This is a genomic window from Streptomyces sp. NRRL S-646 (assembly GCF_000720765.1).
Taxonomy (GTDB): domain Bacteria; phylum Actinomycetota; class Actinomycetes; order Streptomycetales; family Streptomycetaceae; genus Streptomyces.
In genome coordinates, this window is sequence record NZ_JODC01000007.1 from 219,298 (window position 1) to 243,772 (window position 24,475).

24 protein-coding genes and 2 pseudogenes are annotated in these 24,475 nt (G+C 70.4%); 3 read left to right on the forward strand and 23 right to left on the reverse strand.

Annotated features, from left to right (window positions below; translation table 11 throughout):
• The first annotated feature begins 8 nt into the window (after nucleotides 1-8).
• On the forward strand, nucleotides 9-740 hold the full coding sequence (locus IH68_RS59140; protein ID WP_267883735.1) for an amino acid permease: 732 nt from the start codon (nucleotides 9-11) through the stop codon (nucleotides 738-740).
• Nucleotides 741-855: 115 nt separating this feature from the next.
• Here IH68_RS59140 and IH68_RS0116505 read toward each other — a convergent pair whose 3' ends face one another.
• Entirely contained in the window at nucleotides 856-1,821 is a 966-nt protein-coding gene (locus IH68_RS0116505; protein ID WP_030935481.1) for a cytochrome c oxidase assembly protein, read from the reverse strand.
• Nucleotides 1,822-2,029: 208 nt separating this feature from the next.
• Here IH68_RS0116505 and IH68_RS0116510 point away from each other — a divergent pair, with 208 nt between their 5' ends.
• Nucleotides 2,030-2,539: a hypothetical protein gene (locus IH68_RS0116510; RefSeq protein WP_107057496.1), complete on the forward strand. Its 510-nt coding sequence runs from the start codon at nucleotides 2,030-2,032 to the stop codon at nucleotides 2,537-2,539.
• Between the two features lie 3 nt (nucleotides 2,540-2,542).
• Here the strand turns inward: IH68_RS0116510 and IH68_RS0116515 are convergent.
• From IH68_RS0116515 to IH68_RS0116560, 11 genes and pseudogenes are all read right to left on the reverse strand, one after another.
• Nucleotides 2,543-2,851: pseudogene (locus IH68_RS0116515) on the reverse strand (LLM class flavin-dependent oxidoreductase); the annotation flags it as partial.
• A 55-nt stretch (nucleotides 2,852-2,906) separates the two neighbouring features.
• A pseudogene (locus IH68_RS58020) lies at nucleotides 2,907-3,099 on the reverse strand (LLM class flavin-dependent oxidoreductase); the annotation flags it as partial.
• Between the two features lie 45 nt (nucleotides 3,100-3,144).
• Nucleotides 3,145-4,521: an NtaA/DmoA family FMN-dependent monooxygenase gene (locus tag IH68_RS0116520; protein WP_030935490.1), complete on the reverse strand. Its 1,377-nt coding sequence runs from the start codon at nucleotides 4,519-4,521 to the stop codon at nucleotides 3,145-3,147.
• A gap of 20 nt (nucleotides 4,522-4,541) precedes the next feature.
• Nucleotides 4,542-5,759, reverse strand: a complete 1,218-nt coding sequence (locus IH68_RS0116525) for an LLM class flavin-dependent oxidoreductase (protein ID WP_030935493.1) — start codon at nucleotides 5,757-5,759, stop codon at nucleotides 4,542-4,544.
• Between the two features lie 80 nt (nucleotides 5,760-5,839).
• A complete protein-coding gene (locus IH68_RS59780) occupies nucleotides 5,840-5,953 on the reverse strand; it encodes a putative leader peptide (protein ID WP_420718989.1) in 114 nt (37 codons plus the stop codon).
• The gene (locus tag IH68_RS0116535) at nucleotides 5,950-6,726 is read right to left on the reverse strand and encodes a GNAT family N-acetyltransferase (RefSeq protein WP_030935496.1); all 777 of its coding nucleotides are present in this window, start codon (nucleotides 6,724-6,726) and stop codon (nucleotides 5,950-5,952) included. The genes IH68_RS59780 and IH68_RS0116535 overlap by 4 nt, the downstream gene beginning before the upstream one ends.
• A gap of 41 nt (nucleotides 6,727-6,767) precedes the next feature.
• Nucleotides 6,768-7,790, reverse strand: a complete 1,023-nt coding sequence (locus tag IH68_RS0116540; protein WP_030935498.1) for a transporter substrate-binding domain-containing protein — start codon at nucleotides 7,788-7,790, stop codon at nucleotides 6,768-6,770.
• 52 nt (nucleotides 7,791-7,842) lie between these two features.
• Nucleotides 7,843-8,640, reverse strand: coding sequence for an amino acid ABC transporter ATP-binding protein (locus tag IH68_RS0116545; RefSeq protein WP_030935501.1), 798 nt, complete (start codon nucleotides 8,638-8,640; stop codon nucleotides 7,843-7,845).
• Nucleotides 8,637-9,617: an amino acid ABC transporter permease gene (locus tag IH68_RS0116550; protein ID WP_030935504.1), complete on the reverse strand. Its 981-nt coding sequence runs from the start codon at nucleotides 9,615-9,617 to the stop codon at nucleotides 8,637-8,639. The genes IH68_RS0116545 and IH68_RS0116550 overlap by 4 nt, the downstream gene beginning before the upstream one ends.
• Before the next feature lie 161 nt (nucleotides 9,618-9,778).
• Complete coding sequence (locus IH68_RS56375; protein WP_159403681.1) at nucleotides 9,779-9,937, reverse strand: hypothetical protein; 159 nt, start codon at nucleotides 9,935-9,937, stop codon at nucleotides 9,779-9,781.
• A gap of 111 nt (nucleotides 9,938-10,048) precedes the next feature.
• The gene (locus IH68_RS0116560) at nucleotides 10,049-10,912 is read right to left on the reverse strand and encodes a glutathione S-transferase C-terminal domain-containing protein (RefSeq protein WP_030935506.1); all 864 of its coding nucleotides are present in this window, start codon (nucleotides 10,910-10,912) and stop codon (nucleotides 10,049-10,051) included.
• 408 nt (nucleotides 10,913-11,320) lie between these two features.
• Here IH68_RS0116560 and IH68_RS0116565 point away from each other — a divergent pair, with 408 nt between their 5' ends.
• Nucleotides 11,321-12,589 (forward strand): hypothetical protein, encoded by a 1,269-nt coding sequence (locus IH68_RS0116565; protein WP_030935508.1) that lies wholly within the window; start codon nucleotides 11,321-11,323, stop codon nucleotides 12,587-12,589.
• Between the two features lie 25 nt (nucleotides 12,590-12,614).
• Here the strand turns inward: IH68_RS0116565 and IH68_RS0116570 are convergent, their stop codons facing one another.
• The 11 genes from IH68_RS0116570 to IH68_RS0116620 are packed head-to-tail and all read right to left on the reverse strand — an operon-like array spanning nucleotide 12,615 to nucleotide 24,465.
• A complete protein-coding gene (locus tag IH68_RS0116570) occupies nucleotides 12,615-13,898 on the reverse strand; it encodes an NAD(P)/FAD-dependent oxidoreductase (RefSeq protein ID WP_030935511.1) in 1,284 nt (427 codons plus the stop codon).
• A 40-nt stretch (nucleotides 13,899-13,938) separates the two neighbouring features.
• Nucleotides 13,939-14,604 (reverse strand): haloacid dehalogenase type II, encoded by a 666-nt coding sequence (locus IH68_RS0116575; RefSeq protein ID WP_030935514.1) that lies wholly within the window; start codon nucleotides 14,602-14,604, stop codon nucleotides 13,939-13,941.
• A gap of 47 nt (nucleotides 14,605-14,651) precedes the next feature.
• Entirely contained in the window at nucleotides 14,652-15,590 is a 939-nt protein-coding gene (locus IH68_RS0116580; protein ID WP_030935517.1) for an aldo/keto reductase, read from the reverse strand.
• A gap of 22 nt (nucleotides 15,591-15,612) precedes the next feature.
• Entirely contained in the window at nucleotides 15,613-17,058 is a 1,446-nt protein-coding gene (locus IH68_RS0116585) for an aldehyde dehydrogenase family protein (protein WP_030935520.1), read from the reverse strand.
• On the reverse strand, nucleotides 17,055-18,008 hold the full coding sequence (locus IH68_RS0116590; RefSeq protein WP_030935523.1) for a succinylglutamate desuccinylase/aspartoacylase family protein: 954 nt from the start codon (nucleotides 18,006-18,008) through the stop codon (nucleotides 17,055-17,057). The genes IH68_RS0116585 and IH68_RS0116590 overlap by 4 nt, the downstream gene beginning before the upstream one ends.
• 26 nt (nucleotides 18,009-18,034) lie before the next feature.
• Nucleotides 18,035-19,426, reverse strand: a complete 1,392-nt coding sequence (locus IH68_RS0116595; protein ID WP_030935526.1) for an aminotransferase class III-fold pyridoxal phosphate-dependent enzyme — start codon at nucleotides 19,424-19,426, stop codon at nucleotides 18,035-18,037.
• Nucleotides 19,423-20,289, reverse strand: a complete 867-nt coding sequence (locus tag IH68_RS0116600) for an ABC transporter permease (RefSeq protein ID WP_030935530.1) — start codon at nucleotides 20,287-20,289, stop codon at nucleotides 19,423-19,425. The genes IH68_RS0116595 and IH68_RS0116600 overlap by 4 nt, the downstream gene beginning before the upstream one ends.
• The gene (locus IH68_RS0116605; protein WP_051833484.1) at nucleotides 20,286-21,206 is read right to left on the reverse strand and encodes an ABC transporter permease; all 921 of its coding nucleotides are present in this window, start codon (nucleotides 21,204-21,206) and stop codon (nucleotides 20,286-20,288) included. Before IH68_RS0116605 ends, IH68_RS0116600 begins: the two co-directional genes overlap by 4 nt.
• 5 nt (nucleotides 21,207-21,211) lie before the next feature.
• Nucleotides 21,212-22,345 (reverse strand): ABC transporter ATP-binding protein, encoded by a 1,134-nt coding sequence (locus IH68_RS0116610; protein ID WP_030935536.1) that lies wholly within the window; start codon nucleotides 22,343-22,345, stop codon nucleotides 21,212-21,214.
• Nucleotides 22,338-23,441 (reverse strand): ABC transporter substrate-binding protein, encoded by a 1,104-nt coding sequence (locus IH68_RS0116615; RefSeq protein WP_030935538.1) that lies wholly within the window; start codon nucleotides 23,439-23,441, stop codon nucleotides 22,338-22,340. Before IH68_RS0116615 ends, IH68_RS0116610 begins: the two co-directional genes overlap by 8 nt.
• Before the next feature lie 52 nt (nucleotides 23,442-23,493).
• Nucleotides 23,494-24,465, reverse strand: a complete 972-nt coding sequence (locus IH68_RS0116620; protein ID WP_037884880.1) for a succinylglutamate desuccinylase/aspartoacylase family protein — start codon at nucleotides 24,463-24,465, stop codon at nucleotides 23,494-23,496.
• Nucleotides 24,466-24,475: the final 10 nt, after the last annotated feature.

The following is a 24,475-nucleotide window of genomic DNA, read 5'->3' on the forward strand; positions in this document are numbered from 1 at the left end:
GCATTCTGCTGGTCCTTCCGGTCAAGGCCGTCACCGGTCTCGGCGGGTTCATCGACGCGATCCGCCAGGTCTTCACCGTCTACGGCGGCCACGTCGCCGCCGACGGCACGGCCACGCTCAGCGGTGCCGGCAGCCTGCTCGGGCATCTCGCCGCGATCATGTTCATCCTCACCGTGCTGTCCTCCGGAGTCACCTGGATCATGGGCTCCGACCGCGCGCTCGCCGTCTCCGGCTACGACGGTGCCGCGCCCCGCTTCCTCGGCGTCATCTCCAGCCGCTTCGGCACCCCGGTGCGGGTCAACATCCTCAGCGGCCTGGTCTCCACCGTCGTCCTGGTCCTGGCCCACGAACTGACCCACGGCAGCGCGGCCAAGCTCTTCGGAGCGGTCCTGGGTCTCGCCGTCTCCACCACCCTCGTCAGCTACCTGGGCATCTTCCCCGCGCTCGCGGTACTGCGCCGCAAGGCCCCGGACGTTCCCCGCCCGTACAAGGCGCCCCTCCCCCGCACCATCAGCGTCGTCCTCACCGCGCTCATCCTGTTCGCCAGCGTGCAGCTGGTCGCCCCCGGGCTCGGCGACCACTGGTTCGGATCCGCCTACGCGCCGGACGGCTGGAGTCACGCCGAGCGCTGGAAGTACCTGCTGACGGAGGCCGTCCCGCTCCTCGGGTTCATGCTCCTGGGCGTGCTCTTCTGGGCGCTGGGCAGGCCGACCCGCGCGTCACTCGCCGCCAAGAAATGACCTGATCCGCTCCCCCTCGGACTGCACGTCCCACCACCGCAACTCGCCGATCATCACCCGGCGTCTCAATTCGCCGAGACGGCCGTGGAATCGGCGGCGTGGGCCGGCGCACCGGTCACTGCTGCCGGATGCGCCGGGCGATCTCGCTGTTCTCGGTCTCCCACCACGGGCGTACGAGGTCGGGGGACTCGGTCTGCCCCTGCGCAGGCGTGGCCGGGATCAGTTCGGTTGCCAGGCGGCTGTCCAGCGCGGCGGTCGTCGCGCGTTCCGTGCGGGCCCACTGGACGAGGATGGCGAGGAGGAAGGGCAGGGCCACCAGCTCGGCGATGCCGACCATCGCGCCGCCGCCGAGCTGCTGGTCGTGGTGCACGTCCGGTGACCAGGGCGGGGCGTGGTGCAGATACCAGGCGCCGGCGATCAGCGTGCCGTGGGTCATGACGACGATGCCGGGGACGGCGTCGACGATGCCGTCGAGGAACACCAGCGCCGCCCGCACGGGGTGGGTGCACCAGGCGGGCAGTGCCTCCTCGCGGGTGAGCACCGGCACCACGAACAGGCAGCCGGCCAGCAGCAGGTGCAGATACATCAGCTGGTGCAGCCAGCCGTGGCGCAGGGCCGTCTCGAAGTACGGGGTGAAGTACACGGTCAGTTCGGTCGCCAGCACCAGGGCCGTGCTGACCAGCGGGAAGGTGAGCAGGCGTACCAGGCGTGCGGTCATCGCCCGTTGGACGCGCCCGGCGGCCCGTTCGGGAAGGGCGCGGACGGCCAGTCCCAGGGGGTCGCCCAGCGCCAGGCCGAGCGGTGCGACGAGGTCGAGCAGGATGTTCTGCACCGCGGCCGGCCAGAACAGCACACGGTCGTAGACGGCGAGGGCCGACATGGTGGCCACGACCAGCGTGCCGAGGCCGAGCACCGCGAATGCGGCGATGCGGGATGCGGGCCAGCGTTCGCCCCGGCGCCGCAGCCGCAGCACGCCCCATCCGTACAGGGCACCCAGCAGCAGGACGAGCAGCAGCGCGGGCAGGTCCGGTTGCCATGAGGACAGCAGCCGCCCCATGGTGAGTTCCGGCGGACTGGCCATCGCGCGCTCCCTCCACGGCATGCCGGGCCACCCGACCGGACCCGGCCAGGCACTTTACGCCGCCCCCGACCGGCCGGACCGCGCTGTGCCGGGCGATCGGCGCCCGTCATACCGATCTCATGCCGAACCCTTACCGAGATCTCCGGGCCGATCATTTTCGGCCAGGGATCGGCTACGCTGGCCGCCGACCTCAGGGGGAGACATGTTCATGACGCGTCGGCTGCTGGCGGCCGGGGTGGCGGCCGTTCTGATGGCCGGGCTCGGCGCATGTGCGAGCGGCGGGACCGACGACGGCACGCAGGACGGCGTCGCCGGGTACACCCGGCCCAGCCCGGAAACCGTCTCCGGGCTCCGGGACGCCGTCCGGCACCTCTCCCGGAAGACGGTCACGGACACGCGGGCGCACCTGGTCAGAAAGTGCACATCCGCCACCAAGCAGGTCCGGCACACCTCGCGTTCGGGCTCCGGCACCCGGAAGACGACCCGCGTCTGGTACACCACCGAGCACTACCGGAGCTGCAGGAAGGTCCGTCAGGGTACGGAGATGTACCGGCGGGTCGTCCGGCCGGAGCGGTGGTGCGTGAGCGTCGACGACGTGAACGGCGTCAAAGCCGAGGACGACGTCTGGTACCAGGTCACCCGCGAGATCTACGACCGGGCACAGGCGGCGGACCGGCACACCCGTATGGTGTTCGCCCCGACCGGTTCCGGCTGCTGAGGGTCACCGCCGCTTCCGCTCCTGCGCCGGCAGCTCGTACGACACCCGGTCCGCGTCGGCCACCCGGCCCGGGGAGCCGACGAACCGGGTGTCGAGGCGGTCCTGGACGAGGACGCGGTCCTCGTCGGTCCAGGTGTGGGCGCGTGCCTCCTGCGGCGTCGGGAACTCGATCGCGCCGTCGGCGATGCGGATGCTGCGCACCCACGGACCGTAGCCGGTGGCTGGTTCGCGGGCCGTCTCGTCGTCCTCGGCGACCACGACGTCCGCGGAGACGCTGACGTACGGCTTGTCGAGGTCGTCGGAGGGCTGGAAGAAGGGACCTGCGATTCGGCGCGCGCCGTGCCAGACCCCGGAGCGGCTGCTGTTAGGGGCGCGGCCACACCTCCGTCTCCTCCAGCTCGGGGCGGAAGCGGGTCGCCGGGGTGACCCTTGTGCTGCCGCCAGAGCTGCCGGAAGTCCTCGTCGCTCTCGGCGTTGCGGTTCCACTGGTCCTCGGGCGTGGCGTGGAACAGGTCGCGCTGGGCAGCGCCGTTACCCTTGCCGGTGATCAACTCGCAACGGCTGCTCGTGCCGCTCCCCCACGCCGAAGCCGTCGCAGCCCAGCTTCACGACGCCGCCCGCCGGTCGGCGGCCACCTCGTCCGGGTGGGCGAGGCCCAGGTGGTGGCGGAGGGTCGGGCCCTCGTACTCCGTGCGGAACACGCCCTGTTCCTGGAGCAGCGGGACGACCTGGTCGGCGAAGACGTCGAGGCCGCTGGGTGTGATGTGCGGGACGAGGATGAAGCCGTCACTGGCGTCGGCCTGGACGTAGTCGTTGATGGTCTTGGCGACGGTGGCCGGGGAGCCGATGAAGTTCTGGCGGTTGCCGGTCTCGATGACGAGGTCGCGGATGGACCAGTTGTTGGCGGCGGCCAGTTCGCGCCACTCGCGGGCGGTGGCCAGCGGGTCGCGGTACATGCGCACCTGGGCCCGGCCCTTGGAGATGTGGTTGTCGCTGACGTCCGGGTCGATGTCGGGCAGTGGACCCTCCGGGTCGTAGGAGGACAGGTCCCGGTTCCAGACGAACTCCAGGTGCTTGATGGCGGTGGCCCCGCTGACCTGCTGGCGGCGCACCTCCTTGGCCAGTTCCTCGGCCTCCGCGTCGGTGTCGGCGAGGATGAAGCTCGCGGCGGGCAGGATGAGCAACTGGTCCGAGCGGCGGCCGTACTTGGCGAGGCGGTTCTTGACGTCCTTGTAGAAGCTCTGGCCCGCCTCCAGGGTGGCGTACCGGCTGAAGATCGCGTCGGCGGAGGACGCGGCGAACTCGCGGCCCTCGTCGGAGTCTCCGGCCTGGAAGATGACCGGGCGGCCCTGCGGGGACCGCGGGACGTTGAACTGACCGTGGATGTCGAAGTGTTGGCCGGAGTGGACGAAGGAGCCGGCTTTCGCGTCCCGCAGGAAGGTCCCGGACGCCTGGTCGGCCACGATCTCGTCGCCGTGCCAGGAGTCGAAGAGTTCGTGCGCGGTGGCCAGGAACTCCCTGGCACGGGAGTAGCGCTCGTCCTGCGGGAGGAAGCCGCCCCGGCGGAAGTTCTCGCCGGTGAAGGCATCCCAGGAGGTGACGACGTTCCAGGCGGAACGGCCGCCGGAGAGGTGGTCGAGGCTGGCGAACTGGCGGGCCACCTCGTAGGGCTCGTTGAAGGTGGAGTTGATGGTGCCGGTCAGGCCAAGGTGTTCGGTGACTGCGGCGAGCGCGGCCAGGATGGTGAAGGTGTCGGGGCGGCCGACGACGTCCAGGTCGTAGATCTTTCCGCCCTGTTCGCGGAGCCTGAGCCCCTCGGCGAGGAAGAGGAAGTCGAACTTGGCGCGTTCGGCGGTCTGCGCGAAGTGGACGAAGGAGCTGAACTCGATGTGGCTGCCGGCCTTCGGGTCGCTCCACACGGTGGTGTTGTTGACGCCCGGGAAGTGCGCGGCCAGATGGATCTGCTTCAGCGGCTTGGTCATGTCGGTGCGGTCCTTCCGGCTCAGGCGGTGGCGGCTGCGGCGTAGCGGTTGGCGGGGCGGGGCAGGCCCAGCAGGCCGCGCAGGGTGTCGGCCTCGTAGGCGGTGCGGAAGGCGCCCCGGCGCTGGAGTTCGGGGACCAGGCCCCGGGTGATGGCGGGCAGGTCGTGTCCGGCCACGGCGGGCCGCAGCCGGAATCCGGTCAGTCCCGCCTCCCCGAACTCCTGGAGCAGATCGGCGAGTTGGGCAGGCGTACCGGCGAAGATGCGTGCGTCGCTGGTGTACGGCTCTGCCGCGAGGGCGTCGAGGCGGGCGCGGCGGTCCTCGGCGGCGGCCTGGTCGTCGTCGAGAAGGACCACCAAGTCACCGAAGACATGGAGGAGTTCGTCACCGCGTCCGGCTGCCTCCTGCTCCGCGCGGATCTCGGCGACGATGGCACGCGCCTGGTCGGTGTCGTGCGGGGTGACGTAGCCGACGTCCGTCTGGCGCGCCACCAGGCGGTAGGGGACGGTCTGGTGGGCGAGGGAGGTGACGAGGGGCTGGCCCTGCGGCGGGCGCGGAGTGATGGAGGGGCCCTTGATGCTGAAGTGCCTGCCCTCGAAGTCGATGTAGTGCAGTTTGTTGCGGTCGACGAAGCGGCCGGTGGCGACGTCGCGGATCTCGGCGTCGTCCTCCCAGCTGTCCCAGAGCCGGCGCACGACCTCGATGTAGTCGGCGGCCTCGTCGAACAGGTCGGTGAGCCGTTCCTGTCCGGCCGGGCTCCGGAGTTCCTCCAGGTTGACCGGCGGGAAGGTGCGGCGGCCGAAGTGGTCGGCCTCGTGCGGGCGGGCGGTGATCTGCACCCGTAGGCCGGCGCGGCCGGTGCTGACGTAGTCGAGGGTGGCGATCGCCTTGGAGATGTGGAACGGCTCCGTATGGGTGGCGATCACGGTCGGCACCAGGCCGATGTGCCGGCTGAGGGGCGCGATGCGGGACGCGATCAGTACGGCGTCGAGGCGGCCGCGTACCTCGTCGGTGCGGCCGTCCGGCTCGCCGTAGTCCGAGGACTGCAGGCCTAGGCCGTCTTCGAGGGTGACGAAGTCGAGCAGTCCGCGCTCGGCCTCGGCGACCTGATCGGCCCAGTATCCGGCGGTGAACAGCTCCCGGGGGCGGGCCACTTGCTCGCGCCAGGAGGCGGGGTGCCAGCCGGTGCCCTCAAGGGCGACGGCAAGGTGCAGAGGGGAAACGGGAGTTGAGGACACGTGGGTGCCTTCCTGGATGTCCGTACGAGATCGCCGGCCCGGGCATCACGCACTCAGGGCACGGCGGCGGGGAAACGGGGTCAGGGGCGACAGAGAGCGCCGGCGACACGCTGGAGGTCGATGTGCAGGCGCTGGTAGGGGGTACACACGTCCCTGCCTCCCGCTTTCTCGGCGCGTGCCTCGTCCTGGATCACAACGCCCCCGCCACGGCATCTGTTCCTGGTGTACGCACCTGGAGGATGGTCGTCCGGCGGCGCAGGGTGAAACCGATCGACTCGTACAAGCGGATCGCCCGCGCGTTGTGCGCGGCGGCGTGCAGGAACGGGGTCTCCCCACGCTCCCTGATGCCCGCCGCGACGGCACGCACCAGCCGGGTCCCCAGACCACGGCCGCGGTGTTGCGGGTCGGTGCAGACGGCGCTGATCTCCCTCCAGCCGGGCAGGTGAAGCCGTTCACCCGCCATGGCGATCAGCCGGCCGCGGTGCCGGATGCCGAGATAGGTGCCGAGGCGGACGGTGCGGGGCAGGAAGGGTCCCGGTCGGGTGCGGGCGACGAGATCCAGGATCTCCGGTACGTCCTCGGGGCCCAGGCGTACGGCCTCCGGGGCGGGCTCGGCTCGCAGCCGGGTGTCGATCAGCTGGACGCCCTGGCCGCTGCCGACGACGACCCACCCTTCCGGGACGTCGTCGACTCCCTTGAGCCGGACAGTGGTTGCCGGGCCGAGCAGGGCGTGCAGGTCGGCCCAGGCGGCCGGGTCCGCCGGGTCGGCGAGCGCGGCGAACGCGTACACGTCCGCCGGGTAGCGCGCCGCCCGGCCGACCCTCCCCCGGCCTTCGGCCGGCGGTGCCCCCATCTCGCGGCGCTCGGCGAAGACCGCATGCGGGCCGTCCAGTGCCGCCCAGACGGGGTTGTCGAGCGGATGGGTGCCGAGGGATCCGCCGCCGCGGACGTCGATCTGTTGGAACACGGTGACGAAGTCCCCTCCGGATACAGGTCGATGACGGATAGTCAGGAGTTGTCGAGCGGCAGGCCGGGCGGGTTGACCTCGGACTTGGCGACGGCCTCGTTGGAGAGGTTCCAGGCCTTCAGCCACTTGGCGTACTGGCCATTCTTGATCAGGTAGTTGATGGCGTCGGCGAGCGGCTTGGCGAGGCCGCTGTCCTTCTTGGCGGTGGCGGCGATCAGGCCCTGCAGCGAGGCACCGGCGCCGGAGTAGGTGCCCGCGTTGCGGGTCGGGTTGGGCGTGCTCGCGGACTGGGTGATGTGGTACGCGATGCCGGGGTTGGGGCCGAAGAAGGAGTCGATCTTGCCGCTGTTCAGGGCCAGGTACGTGCCGTTGCGGTCCGGGTAGTACTTGACGGTGAGCTTCTTGCCCTCGCTCTCCAGCTTCTTCTTCCACTCCAGGAGGAGCTTCTCCTGGTTGGTGCCGGCGCCGACGGAGACGGTCTTGCCGGCGAGGTTCTCGTAGTTGCCGTCGAAGTTCCACTTACTGGACTTGAGCACCTCGAAGCCGAGGTTGTCCTTGCGGTAGGAGGCGAACTCGTACTTCTTCTTGCGCTCCTCGGTGTCGGTGACGTTCGAGAAGGCCACGTTCACCTTGCCGCTGTCGATGCCGACGAAGAGGTTCTCCCAGGTGAAGTTCTTCAGCTCGGGCTTGAGGCCGAGGACCGCGGCGACCAGGCGGCCGAAGTCGGGCTCGGCGCCGGTGAGGGTCCTCTGGTCGCTGCCGACGTAGGCCAGCGGCGCGAAACCGGCAGGCAGCGCGCCGATGCCGATCTCCAGCTTGCCGCTGCTCTTCACGGACTTGGGCAGTTCCGCGCTGATCGACTTCACCTCGGAGACCTTGAGGCCGGTCTGCTCGGCGGCGCCGTTGGAGAGCTGACCGACGGTCACGCTGCCGGAGGCGGCGCCGGTCGTGGTGGCGGCGTCGCTGTCCCCACCGCAGGCGGCGAGCCCGGTGGCGAGGGAGGCGACCGCGGTCGCCGCGGTGATGCCGCGTATCAGGCTGCGTCGGGTGAAGTGGACAGACATGGCCGTTCCTTGTCGCTGAGAGGGAGAAGGTGATGAGGGAGAAGCGGTGCGGTCAGAGGACCTTGCTGAGGAAGTCCCTGGTCCGCTCGTGCCGGGGCTTGTCGAGGACCTCGGAGGGCGGGCCCTGTTCGATGATCTTTCCGCCGTCGATGAAGACGACCCGGTCGGCGATCTCGCGGGCGAAGCCGATCTCGTGGGTGACGATGACGAGAGTGGTGCCGCTGGTCGCCAGGTCCTTGATGACGGCGAGGACTTCGCCGACGAGTTCCGGGTCGAGGGCGGAGGTGGGCTCGTCGAAGAGGATGACGCCGGGGCGCAGGGCGAGGGCGCGGGCGATGGCGACGCGCTGCTGCTGGCCGCCGGAGAGCCGGCGCGGGTAGGCGCCGGTCTTGTCGGCGAGACCGACCCGGCCGAGCAACTCACGGGCCAGTTCCTGCGCTTCGGGCTTGCTGAGCCTGCCGGTGGCGACGGGGGCGGCGGCGACATTGTCCAGGACCGTCAGGTGCGGGAACAGGTTGAAGTTCTGGAAGACGAAGCCGATGCGGCCGCGCTGGGTGAGGATGGCCCGCTCGCTCAGCTCCTTCAGCCGGTCGCCGTGCCGCTTCACGCCGATCAGCTCGCCGTTGATGCTGACGTGGCCGATCTCCGGCTTCTCCAGGTGGTTGATGACCCGCAGCAGGGTGGACTTGCCGGAGCCGGACGGGCCGAGGATCACGGTCACCTCGCCCGGGCGCACCGTCAGGTCGACGCCGTTGAGCACACGGTGGGCGCCGTACCACTTGTGCACGTCGTGCACCTCGACGGTGGCGGCCTCGACGTCGGCCAGGGGCTTGAGGGTCTGGGCGCTCATACGGCGGCCTCCCTGCGGATGCGGGCTCGCAGATCGCTGAGACCGGCGCGGAGCTTCTGCAACGGCGTCGGCGGCAGGCTGCGGGTGGCGCCCCTGGCGAAGTACCGCTCGACGTAGAACTGGATGACGGAGACGATGCTGGTCAGGATCAGGTACCAGACGGTTGCGACCAACAGCAGCGGCACGATGTCGCCGGGGTAGGTGGCGCCCATGGACTGCGCGGTGCCGAACAGGTCCAGCAGCGACACGTAGAAGACCAGCGAGGTGCTCTTGATCAGACCGATGAGCTGGTTGACGTAGTTCGGGGTGATCGAGCGCAGCGCCTGCGGGAAGACGATCCTCGTGAACTGGTAGCTCTTCGGCAGGCCGAGGGCCGCCGCTGCCTCGTGCTGGCCCTGGTCGACGGAGAGGATGCCGCCGCGGACGACCTCGGCCGCGTACGCCGCCTCGTTGAGGCTGAGGCCGATGACGGCGACGACCATGTCGGTGGCGAGCCTGGACTCGTCGAAGGAGACGAAGGCCGGTCCGAAGGGGACGCCGACGCTCAACGTCTTGTACAGGGCGCTGAAGTTGTAGAGGAAGAGCAGGACCACGATGAGCGGGATGGAGCGCAGCGCCCAGATGTAGGTCCAGCTGACGGCGCGCAGCACCGGGCTCTTGGAGAGCCGGGCCAGGGCGAGGACGATGCCGCCGGCCAGGCCCAACACCGCGCTGTAGGCGGCGACTTCGAGGGTGATGAGCAGTCCGTCGAGGATGTTGGGCCGCAGGAACCAGTACCCGAAGCGGTCCCACTGGTAGAACGGGTTGGTCGTCAGGCCGTGCACGAACTGGGCGGCGAGGACCAGGACGACGGCGGTGGCGATCCAGCGTCCCGGCCTGCGCAGCGGCAGAACTCGCTGGGCGGCCAGGGGTTTTGACGGTTCGTCGGCGGGCGGCGCCTCGGCGAGGGCGACGGCCGCGCCAGGGGGTTCACTCATGGTGGGCTCCGGCGGAGTCGGACACCCCCGCAGGCCGCGGCAGCCGTGCGCGGGAGCGGATTGCTCAGCGCACGGGTGTGCAGGGGCACCGGGGGTGGGGAGGACAACGGCACACCGCACGGGCGGTGTTCGTCAGGGAGTGCGGGGGCTGCGGGGAGGTGTCAGCCCCGGCAGCGGGCACAGCCCGGTGCGGTACACAGTGCGCTGCTCACGCGGAGCAGATCGACGGCCCGGTTGGCGGCGAACAGGTTCAGCAGGTTCGCGTACGGCTGTACGCAGCCCTGAGGGCGGCGGGCGGCCGTCCTGGGAGCTGCGTACATGGCGTCACCATCACTGTTCCGGCCCTTGTGGGCCTCGCACTTACCGAAAGGTGGGCAAAGTTAAGACAGTTGCCGGAGGGAATGTCAACGCCGGTCCACCGAGTGGAACGGCTAGCGGGCGGCGTGGGCCGTCCAGTCCAGGATCTGGACGGCGGCTCCGGCCGCCTCCAGGCCCTGGCAGCGGGCGTGGTGGCGCCGGGCGATGCCGTCCAGGTCGAGGTGGGTGCCGAAGGCCGGGTGGGCGGCCAGACGGCGGGCGTAGGCCCACAGGGTGGGATGGTCGGCGATCTGTTGGACGGCACAGGCGTCCAGGTGATTGCGGTGCACGGTGTCGAGTTGGACCAGCGCGACCCACAACTCGACGTCCGCGGCGGTGACTTCGTCACGGATCATGTACGTCCGCCCCACCAGCCACCGCTCCAGTGCACCGAGGGTTTCGAGCAGCGTCCCGAGCGCCGCCGCGCGCTCCGACTCCTCACCGCCGGCCGATCCGGCGCGCTGCGCGGCGTCCTCGATGCCCTGCGCGCACATCCGCTCGACAGCCTCGATCTCCGACTCCGCGCCGCACGGGTAAGGCGAGGGTCGGTCGCTGCCGAAGCGGCGGGCGAGGTCGCGCATGATGTCCGGGGCGTGCGTGCTGACGATCCGTCCGGACCAGTCGTCGCTGAGCACGGGTGCGACGGCCGGGCCGGTGTAGTGGTGGGCGCTCGCCTCGTACAGCGGGCGCAGGGCGCGGTGGCTGCCTTCGGGGGTGTCGGGGACGGCGGGCAGGAAGGTCGCCGGACAGACGGTGTCCAGGCCGAGCAGGCTGTGGGTGACGGCGATGCGCAGGCCGTCGGGACACGCGGTCGACAGATGGAGGCGGTAGCGGCCCGGTACGGCGTAGTGGCCGCTGCGGGCGTCGCTGCCGATCCGGCCGCGGAAGGCGGGCGCGGGCTGGGCGAAGGTGTGGGCGGCCAGAGGCGTGACGGACATGGATCTCCCCGGGAGAGGGCGCGGACGTACGCGCGGCGGAAGCGACGTCGGGCAACTCAGCCCTGGGGGCTGATCGCACTGCAGACACGCTGCAGATCGATGTGACGGCGGCAGGTGAGGAGAGGCGAACGGATCACTCGGACGGTGACCGGCTCAAGGCGCCCCATGCGTTTCCCTACCCATTCACTAGGATTCTCCTCTGGAGTGTCGTTCCGGCTCGCAGCCACGTCAAGAGGGCCGTCCCGCAATGCGGACAGCGCGGTGGACACACCCCACCCCCTGGCGTCACCGCCGCATCGCCGACCCCGGTGCAACCATTAGCCGCCCACGCATGTCTCCTGTGGGTGAACTGGCGTTACCGCGCGGTTCGTTCGTCCGTCGCCGATGCTTCACCCAGAGGACCCCCACATGCTGCACCGCTCCCCCCGCCTGCGCCCGCTCCGACAGACCGCCGGCGTCCTCGGCGCCGTCGCCCTGATCGCACTGGGTGCCGCGCCGGCCGTCGCGGACGACGACTCCGGAGCCGTGCTGACGCTGGGAGTCATCGACCCGATCGACGGGGTGAAGCCGGGCAGCACGGTCGCGGTGCCCGCCACGTTCACCAACAGCGGCAGCGCCGCCATCGACAAGGTCTATCTGTCGTACTCCGTCACCCGCGGCCTCAGCCACACCGAGCTGCCCTCCAACTGCCTACGCTACGAGGTGGCTTCGTTCGACGAGGAGCCGAGCAAATCCGTTGCGGTCTGTGAGTTCGACCAGACGGTGAAGACCGGCGTCGTCTACGCGCCCGAGAAGCCGTTGACGCTGAAGGCCCAGGACCACGCCCTGTACGACAGGCTGCGCGTGACCGTCGACACCGACGACCCCGCCCCCGGTGACGGCGCCTCCGCACCCGTCCGCGGCACGGCCCCCGCGGTCAGGCTGGCCGAGCAGCCCGGCGCCACTGCGGCCCGTCCCGGCTACCGGCCGCACCCGAGCTGGGACGCGGAGGACGCCAAGGTGACCTCCGACAACACCGCCGACTTCCAGGTGACGGGAGCCCGGCTCAAGGGCAAGGTCGGGGACACGGTCGGGCTGACGGTGAAGTTCACCAACGCCGGGCCCGGCTGGGTGCTGCGGGACGGGGACATCCCGGTCACCAAGGTCAGGATCAAGGTGCCGGCCGGTACGACGGTGACCAAGGCCCACGACTACTGCGACAAGGTGGCCACCGGAAGCTACGAGTGCGGCACCAGCGAGTCCTGGGAGGACGAGGGCGAGGGAGAGACGTACACCTTCAAACTGAAGATCGACAAGGCCGTGCCGGGCGCCAAGGGCTCGGTGGCGCTCGCCGGTGCCTCCCGGCCGTTCGACAAGCACAAGGCGAACGACACGGCCGACATCGCGCTCGACGCCACCGGCAGCAGCGCCTCGACGGGCGGTACCGGCTCGACCACGTCCACCGGGGGCAGCGGCACGGCGTCCACGGGCGGCTCCGGTTCCAGCGGTAACTCCACCTCCACCGGGGGCGGCTCGTCCACCGGCGGCACCTCCACTGTCTCCTCCTCCGACAGCGGCGACCTGGCGAGCACCGGCTCCGGCGCGACCCTGCCGATCGCGGGCGCGGCGGCAGCGGCCCTCGCCGTCGGCACGGGAGCCGTCGTCGTGGCACGCCGCAGCCGCGTCGCCCGGCGGTAGGCCCGACGGCGAGACGCACCCGGGATCAGCGCAGCCGGTCCTTCGCCTTGTAGTACGCCCCACCGAACGGCAGGAACCAAGCGGTGCCGTTGTAGAAGGGGACCGGGACCTTGGGGAAGCCGAGGCCGCGCAGTGGGTTGGCCTCCGGGCGGCCGTCCATCATCTCTGCGACCGCCCGGCCCATGTACGTGGCCATCTGGACGCCGTGGCCGCAGTACCCCATGGAGTAGTACAGGCCGTTCGCCTCGCCCGCGTGCGGGAGGCGGTCCCAGGAGAAGCCGACCATGCCGCCCCAGACGTAGTCGATCCGCACGTCGGAAAGCTGCGGGAAGATCTCCGCCATCTCCCGCTTCAGGATGTCTCCGCTCTTGATGTCGGAGTCGGGGTTGGAGGGGGCGAAGCGGGCCCGGCCGCCGAAGGCGAGGCGGTTGTCGGGGGTGAGGCGGATGTAGTGGCCGATGTTCTTGGAGTCGACCACCAGGCGGGCGTTCGGGATCAGCTCCTTGGCCCGGGCCTCCCCCAGCGGCTCGGTGACGACGATGAAGCTGCCGACGTTGATGAGCCGTTTGCGGAACCAGGGCAGCGCCTTGTCGGTGTAGGCGTCCGTGGCCGCCATGACCTGCTTGGCGCGGATGGTGCCGTGCAGGGTCTCCACCAGGAAGCCGCCGGCCGGGAGGCGGGTCAGGCCCGTGGCCGCGTTGCGTTCGTGGATCTCGGCGCCGGCGCGTTCGGCGGCCTCGGCGAGGCCGTGGACGTACTTGCCCACGTGCAGTCCGGCGCTGAGGGGGTCGAGCAGGGCGCCGTGGTAGTAGTCCGAGCCCAGCTCCGACCTCAGTTCGCTGCGGGTGAGCAGCCTGGTCTCGTGGCCGAAGTTGTCGGCCAGGTCGCGCTGGGTGGCCTGCATCGACTCGAAGTGCTGCGGTTTGAAGGCGACTCCGAGGCGTCCCGAGCGGTGGAAGTCGCAGTCGATCTGCTCCTTCTGCGTCAGCTCCTCGACGACGTCCACGGCGTCGCGGAAGGAGTCGTACAGCTCGCGGGCCCGCTGCTGGCCGTAGCGCTTGCGGGCCTCGCCGACACCGATGGTGATGCCCTGGGTGCACATGCTGCCGTTGCGGCCGGAGGCGCCCGAGCCGACCTTGTCCTTCTCGACGAGGACGACCCCGGCTCCCTTGCCGGCGGCGTGGTAGGCGGTGGACAGGCCGGTGAGGCCGCCGCCGACGACCACCACGTCCGCCTCCTCGGGCAGGCCCTTTCCGGAACGGTCGGGCAGGGCGGGGGCGGTGTCGAGCCAGTAGGGGATCTGTTTCATGCCGTGCGTCCTCACATCCGTCTCACATCCGTACGAAGGTTCAGCAGCCGAGCAGCGCCGGCAGGCCCGACAGGTCGCGCAGCTCGTCGTACGGCTGGTAGTCGGTGCTGCCGGGGCGGCCGTAGCGGTTGATCCACACCCGGCGCTTCAGGCCGAGGTCGCGGGTGGGGATGAGGTCGTACTCCCAGCCCTGGGCGGTGTGGATGACCTGGGAGGCGTCGACACCCATGGTCTTGTACGCGTGCTCGAAGGTCTGCCGGTCCGGCTTGTAGGCGCTCGCTTGCTGGGCCGTGATGACGTGGTCGAACTCGACGCCGATGTTGGCGACGTTCTGCGCGATGAGGTTGTCGTCGGTGTTGGAGATGATGGCGATCTCGTACCTGCTCTTCAACGCGCGCAGGGCGTCCGGGACTTCGGGGAAGGGGCCGAAGGTGGGCACGGCCTCGACGAGGGCGTCGCCGTCGGACGTGCGGTACTCCAGGCCGTGCAGGCGCATGGCGTTCCGCAGGCTGGAGTGCAGGACCTCGTGGTAGGGCCGGTACGCCTCCAGGACGGCCTGGAAGCGCATGACGCGGAAGTCGTCGAGGAACTCGTCGACGTCCAGGCCGTCCAGATCGAGCCGGTCGGCGAGGACCTTCAGGGTGGTGGGGGCGAGCTGGAAGTCGATCAGCGTGCCGTAGGCGTCGAAGGTGACGATCTCTCGCATGGTGCGGTCAGCCTCAATTCGCTTGGTTTGTAGGGGAGTTGACTGCTTCAGACGATGCGTTCGCCGGGGGCGACGATCGCGTCGAGTGCGGTCAGGTCGGCCGCGTCGGGGATCCAGTCGGCCGCCGCCGCGTTGGTGGTGATCTGCTCGGGGGTCATCGCGCCGCAGATGACCGAGCCGACGGCGGGCAGTGCCGCGAGTGAGCCGACGGCGACCTGGAGGAGGGTGAGGCCGCGTGCGGCGCCGTACGCCTTGAGGGCCTCGACCAGGTCGAGGGCCGCGTCGGTGAGCCAGCCCTGCCGCCAGGACAGGCGGCTGCCGGGAGGCGGCTGTTCGCCGCGCCGGTACTTGCCGCTGAGGAGGCCGTTCGCGAGGGGGTAGTAGGGCAGCAGGCCCACACCGTGGTGCAGACAGGCAGGGATCAGGTCGATCTCGGCGCTGCGGTCGAGCAGGTGGTAGCGGGCCTGGGTGGAGACGAAGGCGTCGGTGAGTTGCCCGGCCGGAAGGTTGGAGCAGCCGAAGTACTGGATCTTGCCCTCGCCGACCAGTTCCCGGAGCGCGGCCACCGTCTCGTCGAGCGGGGTGACGCCGTCCGGCTCGTGGTACTGGAACAGGTCGATCCGGTCGGTGCCCAGGCGGTGGAGGGATGCCTCGACGGCGTGCCGGATGTAGGGGCGGGCGCCGCGCGGGCCGTACCGGTCGGCGTCCGGACCCATCTCCATGCCGAACTTGGTGGCCAGTACGACCTGGTCGCGGTGGCCCTTGAGGGCGGCGCCGAGGAGTCGTTCGCCGTCACCCCGCGCGCCGCCGCGGTCGCCGGATCCGCCGTACATGTCGGCCGTGTCGAACAGGGTGATCCCGGCGTCGAGGGCCGCGTGGACGACGGCCCTGGTGCCCTCCTCGTCCAGACGGGAGCCGAAGTTGTTGCCGCCGACGCCGACCACGGAGACGGCCGGGCCGCGGTCGCCCAGCGGGCGGTATCTCATGGCCGGGCCTCTCTCTCGGCGGTCATGTCCGGTCTCCGAAGCCGATGCAGACGTTCTTGGTCTGTGTGTAGCTCGCCAGTGCTTCGAGGCCCTTCTCCCGGCCCCAGCCGCTGTGCTTGTAGCCGCCGAAGGGGAGTTCCACGCCGGTGCCGACGCCGGTGGCGTTGACGAAGACCTGGCCGGCCCGGATGCCTTCGGCCAGGCTCATCGCCTGGTCGAGGTCGCGGGTCCAGACGTAGGAGGACAGGCCGTAGGGGCTGTCGTTGGCGATCTGCAGGGCCTGGTCGGCGTCGTCGAATTCGATGACCGTGACGACGGGGCCGAAGATCTCCTCGCGGGCGAGTCGGGACTGGTTCGTCAGGCCGGTGAGGACGGTCGGCTCGATGTAGTAGCCGCCGGCCAGTTCGGGGGCGGACGGGGCGCCGCCGCCGACGCGGACCGTCGCGCCCTCCTGCCGGGCCAGGTCCAGATAGCCCAGCACCCGGTCGCGCTGCCGGGCGGCGACCAGGGGGCCGATGTCGGGGTCCGTCAGGCCGGGACCGACGCGCAGGGCGGCGATCTTCTCCACCAGTCGGTCCAGGAAGTCCTCGGCACCTCGCTGGAGCAGCAGCCGCGTCCCGGCCGAGCACATCTGTCCGGCGTTGCTGAAGGAGGCGCCCATGATGGCGGTCAGTGCCAGGTCGAAGTCGGCGTCGGCGAAGACGACGAACGGCGACTTGCCGCCCAACTCCGTCACGGCAGGTACGACGTTGGCGGCGGCCGCCTGGGCGACCTTGATGCCGGTGGGCACCGAGCCGGTGAAGGTGACCTGGTCGATGCCGGGGTGTCCGGCGAGGGCGGCGCCCGTCTCGCCGTCGCCGGGGACGACGTTCAGAACCCCGGGTGGCAGGCCGCATTCGAGGGCGATCCTGCCGATCTCCAGCGGGGTGAGCGGCGCCTCCGGCGACGGCTTGAGCACCACCGTGCAGCCTGCGGCCAGCGCCGGGGCGGAGCCCCGGGCGGTGTTCTGGAGTGGGTAGTTGAAGGGGATGATCTGCCCGGAGACACCGATCGGCTCGCGGACGGTGTAGTCGATCAGGCCGGGGCCGAGGGGGATCGTGGAGCCGCTGAGCTTGTCGGCGAAGCCGGCGTAGAACTCGAAGTAGCGGGCGGCGGCCTCGACATCGGCCTCGGCCTGGCTGAGGGGTTTGCCGACGTCCTGGCTCTCCATCCGGGCCAGGTGTTCGCCCTCGGCTCGGATCGCATCCGCGATGCGGTGCAGCAGCCGGCCCCGGTCGGCTGCGCGCATCTTGGCCCACTCGGGTGCGGTGAAGGCCGCGCGGGCCGCCGCCACCGCCTGGTCCACGTCCGCCGGACCGGCCTGCGCCACCCGGGCGATGGTCGTGCCGTCGGACGGGTCGAGGACGGTGAAGGTCCGTCCGTCGGCCGCGGGGGCTTCCTTGCCGTCGACGAGTAGCAGCCGGGTCATGGCCGGATCTCCCCCTGCACCTCGCCGAAGATGACGACCTCGTCGCCGGGCCGGACCGTGCGGATGCGGCGCACCCACAGGATGATGCCGTCCTGCGGGGCGCGGACCTCCTCCAGCGTGTTGCCGTAGTGGTCGACGATGTGGGCGATCAGATCGCCTTCCTTGCAGCTCTCCCCCGGCTCGGCGTGTCCGACGAAGAAGCCGCCGGCGGCGGCGCGGGCGAAGGTGCCGGAGACCGTGGTGTAGGTGTCGCGGAGCTTCGACTCGCCCTCAGTCATGTCGAGTTGGCGCATGATGTTGCGGATCGAGTCGATGTGCAGTTCGACGGTCTGCTCGCGATAGGTCCCGCCGCCCGCCTCGATGGTGATCGCGGGCTTGCCCGCCGCGAGGGTGGGGTGGCGGACCGTGCCGCCCCACTTCCCACCCTTCCAGACCAGTTCGTGCCCGGCGGCGAGGGCGAGGTCCGTGGCCAGGTCCTCGTATCCGCCCTGGAGGATGACGAGCGGGGCGATCTCGCCGAAGGTGCCGCCGGTGTGCAGGTCGACCAGGGCGTCGATGGCGGGGACGACCTGCTCGACGAAGGTGGCGGCCAGCCGCAGGGAGTACGAGCCGTCCGCGTCGCCGGGGAAGATGCGGTTGAGGTTGAGGTGGTCCAGGCCGCCGGCGCGGGCGGCGGCCTCGAAGGCGGGGGTGTTCATGCAGGGGATGCCGACGACGGTGCCTCGCAGCGTGGACGGGTCGATCTCGGCGAGCACGCGGCGGACGGCCTCCTGGCCGTCGTACTCGTCGCCGTGCACACCCGCGTCCACGCACAGCACGGGGCCGTCCTGGGCACCGTTGACGACGATCAGCGGGATGCCGAGTTCCACACCGTAGGTGCTGGTGCCGACCGGGATGAGGCCCTGGGCGCGCTCGCCGGGGGCGACGGTCAGCGGACCGATGGAATACATGAGGTGCTGCCTTTCGAGTGCGGGGGTCACAGGCGGGCGGACGCCTCGTCGAGGGTGTCCGCGATGATCTCGGCGATACGGTCGAGGAGCCCGCGGTCGCTGATCAGCGGGGGCGCGATCTGGACCAGCGGGGCGGTGCGGTTGTAGACGCGGGCCAGCAGTCCGGCCTCGCGCAGCCGGCGCGGGATCAGGCCGGCGATCAGGTCGGTGCGGGCGGTGTCGCTGAAGGCGCCGTCGTCGAGGTCTCCGGCGAGTTGGAGGGCGTAGAAGAATCCGGCGCCGCGGACGTCGCCGACGATCGGCAGGTCGGCGAGGGAGGCCATGCGCTGCGCGAGGTGGTCCTGGTGGCCGCGGACGTTGTCCAGGATCCGGTCGCGCTCCATGATCTCCAGGCTGCGCAGGGCGATCGCGGCGCTGAGCGGGTGACCGGCGAAGGTGTAGCCGTGGTTGAGGACCGCGCCGGGTTGATTGATGACCTCAACTACGCGGTTGCTGACCAGAGTTGCGCCCATGGGGGCGTATCCGGCGGTGATGCCCTTGGCGACGGTGACGATGTCCGGGCGGGCGTCGTAGCGGTCGCCGCCGAACCACTCCCCCAGTCGCCCGAACGCGGTGATGACCTCGTCGGCGACGAGCAGGAAGCCGTAGCGGTCGGCGAGTCGGCGCAGCCCCGGCCAGTAGCCCTCGGGCGGGGTGATGCAGCCGCCGCGGTTCTGCACCGGTTCGGCGATCAGCATCGCAATGGTCTCCGGGCCCTCGGCCAGGACCGCGGCCTCCAGCTCGGCGAGCAGCCGGGCGGTGTATGTCTCGTCGTCGACGTATTCGGGCGCGAGGCCGAAGCGGTTGGTGTGGGACACGAACCGGGTCTCGATCGCGCCGGGGCCGTAGGGCTCGCGCAGCCCGGGGTCGTCGGTGAGGGAGAGGGCGCCGATGGTCAGGCCGTGGTAGGCGCCGCGCCGTGCGATGGCCTTCACCCGGCCGGTCTCGCCGCGCAGGGCGTGGTAGCGGCGGGCGATCTTCCAGGCGGTCTCCACCGCCTCCGCGCCGCCGCCGGAGAAGAAGGTGTGCTCGATGTCGGCCGGGGCGATCCGGGCCAGCCGTTCGGCGAGTTCGATGGCCGTGGGGTGCGCGGAGGCGGACCACAGCGGGCTGAAGCACAGCTCGCGCAGCTGCTTGTCCGCCGCCTCGGCGAACTCGGGGGCGTAGGAGTAGCCGAGCTGGCAGCAGTACAGGCCGGAGAGGCCGTCGATGTAGCGGCGGCCGTCCGCGTCGTCGACATACGGTCCCTCGCCGCGCCGTATGACGAAGAGGTTCTCCCCGTCGGCACCGAGCGAGCCGTTGGGGGTCATGTTGAGCAGGAGGTGTCTGGCCGCGGTGGCGGACAGTTCACCGGCGGGGGTGCGGGTGCTGGTGGTCATGGAGTCTCACTTCCGGCGGGCAGGACCACGGCGGGCTCCGTGGGCAGCAGGCCCTGCTGCCTGCCGGAGCCGCTGAGCCGGCGGACGACGCCGACCAGGGCGAGGGCCACGACGGCGACCGCGATGAGGATCGCGCTGACGGCGGTCACGGACGGGTCGACGTTGTACTGGAGGACGTTGAACACCTGGACGGGCAGGGTGACGGTGTCGACGGAGGACAGGAACTGGGAGATGAAGAACTCGTCGAAGCTGGTGATGAAGGAGAAGATCGCGGCGGCCACCACTCCCGGCATGGCCAGCGGGAAGGTGATGCGGCGGGCGATGGTGAGGCGGCCCGCGCCCATGCTGGCTGCCGCGTCCTCCAGGCGTTCGTCGATGCCCTTGAGCGTGGCCATGAGGATCATCACGGCGATCGGTGAGGCGAGCACGGTGTGGCCGAGCGCTATGGCGATCGGGCTGCCGAGCATGGCGGCCGGTTCGAAGAGCAGGAACAGGCCGAGGGCGATGACGACCTGGGGGATGATCAGCGGGGCGAGGACCAGGCCGTAGACCGCCGAGCGCAGCGGCAGTTCGCTGCGGACCAGGGCGGTGGCCGCGGTCATGCCCAGGATGAGGGAGAAGACGGTGGTCATGGCCGCCACCAGGGCGCTGAGGGCGAGCGCGGCGGGCCACTTGCTGCCGTCGGCGAACAGCTGCTGGTACCAGCCGAACGTCCAGGCGCTGGGCGGGAAGTTGCCGAAGGCGTCCTTGCCGAAGGAAGTGACGACGATGACGACGATCGGCAGGGCCAGGAACAGCAGGATCAGGGTGGACAGGACGGCCAGGGTGATACGTCCGGCGACGGTGGAGCGAAGCTCGATCATGACGTCGTACCCCGCTTCTTCAGCGCCTCGCCCGCCGATTTCAGCAGCCTGAGCAGCAGCAGTCCGGCGAAGGTGAGCAGCAGCAGGATGATGCCGAGCGCGGAGGCGCCGTTCCACTGGTTCTGCTTCATCACCTGCTCGTCGATGAGCGAGGCGACCATGGTCTGCTTCTCGCCGCCCATCAGGGCGGGGGTGAGGTAGTAGCCGAGACAGAGGATGAAGGACAGGACACCGGCGTTGACCAGGCCGGGGGCGACCAGTGGGACGTACACCCGGCGGAAGATGGTGATCCGTCCCGCGCCCATGCCGGCCGCGGCCGCCATCAGCCGGCGGTCGATGCCCTTCATGACCGCGTACAGCAGCAGGACGGAGTACGGCAGCATCACGGCGGTGGTGCCGATGACGACGCCGGTCTCGTTGTAGAGCAACTGGAAGGGTGCACCCGGGAAGTGAAGGTCCGTCAGGACGTTGTTCACGACGCCGTTGTCACCGAGCAGGATGATCCAGCCGTAGGTGCGCACCAGCGCGCTGATGAAATGCGGGACAACGACCACCAGCATCACCAGGCCCGCCCACAGGGGCTTGAGGCGGGAGATCGCGGAGGCCAGCGCGAAGCCGACGACGAGGGCGAGCAGTGAGGTCTCGACGGAGATCCGCAGGGTGGTGAGGAGGATCTCCAGGTTCGCGCCGCGGAAGGCGTCGGTGTACCAGTGGAGGGTGAAGCCGCCGTCCGCGCCCTTGAGGCTCAGCATCAGGGTGCTGAAGATCGGATAGACGAAGAGGATCAGCAGGTAGACGACGACCGGGGCGGCATTGAGCAGTCCGAAGCGGGTGCGGCGGTCGGACAGCGCGCGGCTCAGCCGTTTCCTGCGGGGCACCGGAGCGGCGGAGCCGGACACGGGAGCGAGTACGGCCATGGCTGTCACCCTCCGTGTTCCGCGTCGGAGAAGACGCTGACGTTGGCGGGGTCCGCGGTGAGGCCGACGCGCTCGCCGAGGGCGGGGGCGTGGCCGGCGGGCAGTTCCAGCCTGACCGGTTCGGTGGCCGCGCCGCCGGCGGGGCGGACGGTGACGCGCACGAGGGTGCCCACGTAGGTCACTGTGTCGACGGTCCCGGTACAGAACCCGTCGCCCGGCGGACACAGGGCGAGCCGGCCGGGCTGGATCGCCGCACGAACGCGTGCACCGGCGGGGACGTTCTGCGGGCGGGCCGTGAGCAGGCCGCCGTTGTCCAGCCGTACCCGCGTGTAATCCGCCGTGTGCTCCTCCACCTGCCCCGGAAGGAAGTTGGCGGCGCCGAGGAAGTCGGCGACGAACGGAGTGCGAGGACGCTCGAAGAGCTCCTGCGGGGTGTCGAACTGGTCGATCCGCCCGTCCCGCATCACCGCGATCCGGTCGGAGAGGACCAGCGCCTCCTCCTGATCGTGCGTCACATAGATCACCGTCAGGCCGAGTTCCTGCTGGATGCGCTTGATCTCGGTCTGCAGCTGGTCACGCAGCTTCTTGTCGAGGGCGCCGAGCGGCTCGTCCATGAGGATCACCGGGGGCCGGTAGACCAGGGCCCGGCACAGGGCGACGCGCTGCTGCTGGCCGCCGGAGAGTTCGCGGGGGCGGCGCCGCGCCATGGCGGACAGTCCGGCCATCTCCAGGGTCTCGCCGACCCGGCGGCGCAGCTCCGCCTTGGGTGTACCGCGCAGTTGCAGCGGGAAGGCGACGTTGTCCCACACCGTCATGTGCGGGAAGAGCAGGTACTGCTGGAAGACGAAGCCCAGGCCGCGCTTCTGCGGGGCCAGGCGGGTGACGTCACGGCCGCCCACGACGATGCTGCCGGAGTCGGGCTCGCAGAAGCCGGCGATCATCATCAGGGTGGTGGTCTTGCCGGAGCCGGAGGAGCCGAGAAAGGTGACGAACTCGCCGGCGGCGATCTCCATGGAGACCTCGTCGACGGCCGTGACGCCGCCGTAGGTCTTGCGAAGTCGCGTCACCGACAAGGGTTTTCCGCTGCCGGTCAGAGTCTGCGACACGGCTGGTGAAGGCCTCACGTCGGTCTCAGGCATGCGACCACTCCTGCCAGCGCTTGGACACCGCGTCCTGGTTCTTGATCCACCACTCGACGTTCAGGTCGAAGCCGGAATCCAGGTGCGCGGGCGAACTGCCCAGGTTGGCGGCCGTGGTGGCGGAGAGCTTCTTGTACGCGGCGGGCACGGAGGGTGCCATGGGGTAGATCTCGGCGTACGCCGCCTGCACCTCGGGCCGCAGCGAGAAGTCGACGAGCTGGTAGGCGGCGTCGAGGTTGGCTGCGCCCTTGGGGATGCCGAGGCCGTTGCTCTGCCGGCGGGCGCCGTTCCACTGGTAGGCGAGCGGCGCGCCGCCCTTGATCAGGGCGTCCAGCCGGCCGTGCCAGACGCTGGAGGCGTCGACCTCCTTGCGGCCCAGCAGGACTCCGGGCAGGGCGCCGGTGTCCCAGAACTTGCGGACGTGGGGCTTGATTTCGCCGAGCAGCTTGAAGGCGCGCTCCACGTCGAGGGGGTAGAGCTTGTCCAGCGCCACACCGTCCGCGAGGAGCGCGAACTCCAGCTCGGGCAGGTCGGCGTCCAGGGCCTGCAGCGAGCGGTTGCCGGGGAACGCCCTGGTGTCCCAGAAGTCGGCCCACGAGGCCGGCTTCTTCCCGCCGAAGGCGTCGGTGCGGTACGCCATCACGCTGGCCCAGTAGTTCTTGCCGACCGCGTTGGAGGTGACGAGGTTCTTGGCGATGCCGGCGCTCTTGAAGTTCTTCAGCCGGTCGTAGTCCAGTTCCTCGGTGGCGCCCTCCTTCTTGAAGAGCACGAAGTCGGCCATCGAGTCGTCGATCACGTCGAACTGCGGGCGGCCCTGCTTGATCTGGGCGAGCATCTGGGCGTACTCGATGTTCACCACCTTGACCTGGATGCCGGTCTCCTTGGTGAACGTGTCGTAGACCGCTTGCTGGTTGGCGTCGCCGTAGGTGCCGCCGCTGTTGCGGACCACGAGGGTCTTGGAGCTCTTGCCGCCGCTGCCGACGGACCGGCTGGTGCCGGTGCCGCAGGCACTGAGCGAGGTGGCGGCGGCCATGCCTGCGGCAAGGCCGCCGACTCCGCGAAGGAACGCTCTGCGGTCTGTCCGGACTTCTCTCACCGGGATCCTCCTGGTGGTGCGGTACGTGATCAGGGGAGCGTGGGGGGCGGGGTCAGTGGGGAGCGGGGGCTGCGATGGCGGCTAGTTCGGCGCCGGGGGCGACCGTCAGGCCGCGCATGCCGTAGAAGATCCGCCCGCTGGCGGGGGTGTGGACCTTGTGCTCCTGGCCGTCGACGGGGTCGATGACGTGGCCGATGACCTGGCCCTCCGTCACGTCGTCGCCGACGGTGAATTCGGGGTACCACAGGCCCGTGGCCTCGGCGGTGACGCCGGCGGCCCAGACCCATGCGCGCACGCTGGGCGTCTCTTTCGGCTCCGTGTCCGTCGCGCCGAGGCGGCTCAGCACGCCGTAGAGGCCGTCGACGAGCCGGCGGGCGGTCTCGGGGTCGCGCTCGCCGAGTTGGCCGGTCTCGACGAGGATCGCCGGGACGCCCTGGCGGGAGGCGGCCGCGTGGCTGTTGCCACCGTCGGCATTCAGGCCGACGATGACGTCCTCGATGCCGACGGAACGGGCCATGTCGGCGGTTGTGGCGTCGAGTTCGGGGTCCTGGGTGAGGCGGTATCCGACGAAGTCCGTGAGGCCTTCGTCGATGCCGCCGGAGTGCAGGTCGACGTATGCGTCGGCGCCGTCGAGGAGATGTGCGAAGAGCCAGGCGGCGAGCCGTTCGGTGGGGCTGCCGTCGGGGTCGCCGGGGAAGACACGGTTGATGTTGATGCCGTCGAGCGGGGAGCTGCCGAGGCGGCCCTGGTAGACGGCCGGCGGGTTGGCGACCGGGCAGACGATCAACTGGCCGTGCAGCTCGCCCGGTTCGAGCAGGGCCGCGAGCCGGGTGGCCGCGTCGATACCGACGAACTCACCGCCGTGCACGCCTGCCGTGATGACGACGCGAGGGCCGGGACGGGCACCGTTGACCAGGGTCAGCGGAATGTCCACGGTGAGGCCGCCGAGGTCGACGGGGACGCTGCCGCGCACCTTGGTACCGGGCTCGGCGCACAAGGCGCCGATGGACAGGGCATCAGTCATGGTGGTCAGG

Bases quoted from the DNA above. Each gene is read 5' to 3' on its own strand.
- IH68_RS0116505 (WP_030935481.1), bottom strand. From the start codon at position 1,821: ATGGCCAGTCCGCCGGAACTCACCATGGGGCGGCTGCTGTCCTCATGG.
- IH68_RS0116510 (WP_107057496.1), top strand. From the start codon at position 2,030: ATGACGCGTCGGCTGCTGGCGGCCGGGGTGGCGGCCGTTCTGATGGCC.
- IH68_RS0116520 (WP_030935490.1), bottom strand. From the start codon at position 4,521: ATGACCAAGCCGCTGAAGCAGATCCATCTGGCCGCGCACTTCCCGGGC.
- IH68_RS0116540 (WP_030935498.1), bottom strand. From the start codon at position 7,790: ATGTCTGTCCACTTCACCCGACGCAGCCTGATACGCGGCATCACCGCG.
- IH68_RS0116545 (WP_030935501.1), bottom strand. From the start codon at position 8,640: ATGAGCGCCCAGACCCTCAAGCCCCTGGCCGACGTCGAGGCCGCCACC.
- IH68_RS0116550 (WP_030935504.1), bottom strand. From the start codon at position 9,617: ATGAGTGAACCCCCTGGCGCGGCCGTCGCCCTCGCCGAGGCGCCGCCC.
- IH68_RS56375 (WP_159403681.1), bottom strand. From the start codon at position 9,937: ATGTACGCAGCTCCCAGGACGGCCGCCCGCCGCCCTCAGGGCTGCGTA.
- IH68_RS0116560 (WP_030935506.1), bottom strand. From the start codon at position 10,912: ATGTCCGTCACGCCTCTGGCCGCCCACACCTTCGCCCAGCCCGCGCCC.
- IH68_RS0116565 (WP_030935508.1), top strand. From the start codon at position 11,321: ATGCTGCACCGCTCCCCCCGCCTGCGCCCGCTCCGACAGACCGCCGGC.
- IH68_RS0116570 (WP_030935511.1), bottom strand. From the start codon at position 13,898: ATGAAACAGATCCCCTACTGGCTCGACACCGCCCCCGCCCTGCCCGAC.
- IH68_RS0116575 (WP_030935514.1), bottom strand. From the start codon at position 14,604: ATGCGAGAGATCGTCACCTTCGACGCCTACGGCACGCTGATCGACTTC.
- IH68_RS0116580 (WP_030935517.1), bottom strand. From the start codon at position 15,590: ATGAGATACCGCCCGCTGGGCGACCGCGGCCCGGCCGTCTCCGTGGTC.
- IH68_RS0116585 (WP_030935520.1), bottom strand. From the start codon at position 17,058: ATGACCCGGCTGCTACTCGTCGACGGCAAGGAAGCCCCCGCGGCCGAC.
- IH68_RS0116590 (WP_030935523.1), bottom strand. From the start codon at position 18,008: ATGTATTCCATCGGTCCGCTGACCGTCGCCCCCGGCGAGCGCGCCCAG.
- IH68_RS0116595 (WP_030935526.1), bottom strand. From the start codon at position 19,426: ATGACCACCAGCACCCGCACCCCCGCCGGTGAACTGTCCGCCACCGCG.
- IH68_RS0116600 (WP_030935530.1), bottom strand. From the start codon at position 20,289: ATGATCGAGCTTCGCTCCACCGTCGCCGGACGTATCACCCTGGCCGTC.
- IH68_RS0116605 (WP_051833484.1), bottom strand. From the start codon at position 21,206: ATGGCCGTACTCGCTCCCGTGTCCGGCTCCGCCGCTCCGGTGCCCCGC.
- IH68_RS0116610 (WP_030935536.1), bottom strand. From the start codon at position 22,345: ATGCCTGAGACCGACGTGAGGCCTTCACCAGCCGTGTCGCAGACTCTG.
- IH68_RS0116620 (WP_037884880.1), bottom strand. From the start codon at position 24,465: ATGACTGATGCCCTGTCCATCGGCGCCTTGTGCGCCGAGCCCGGTACC.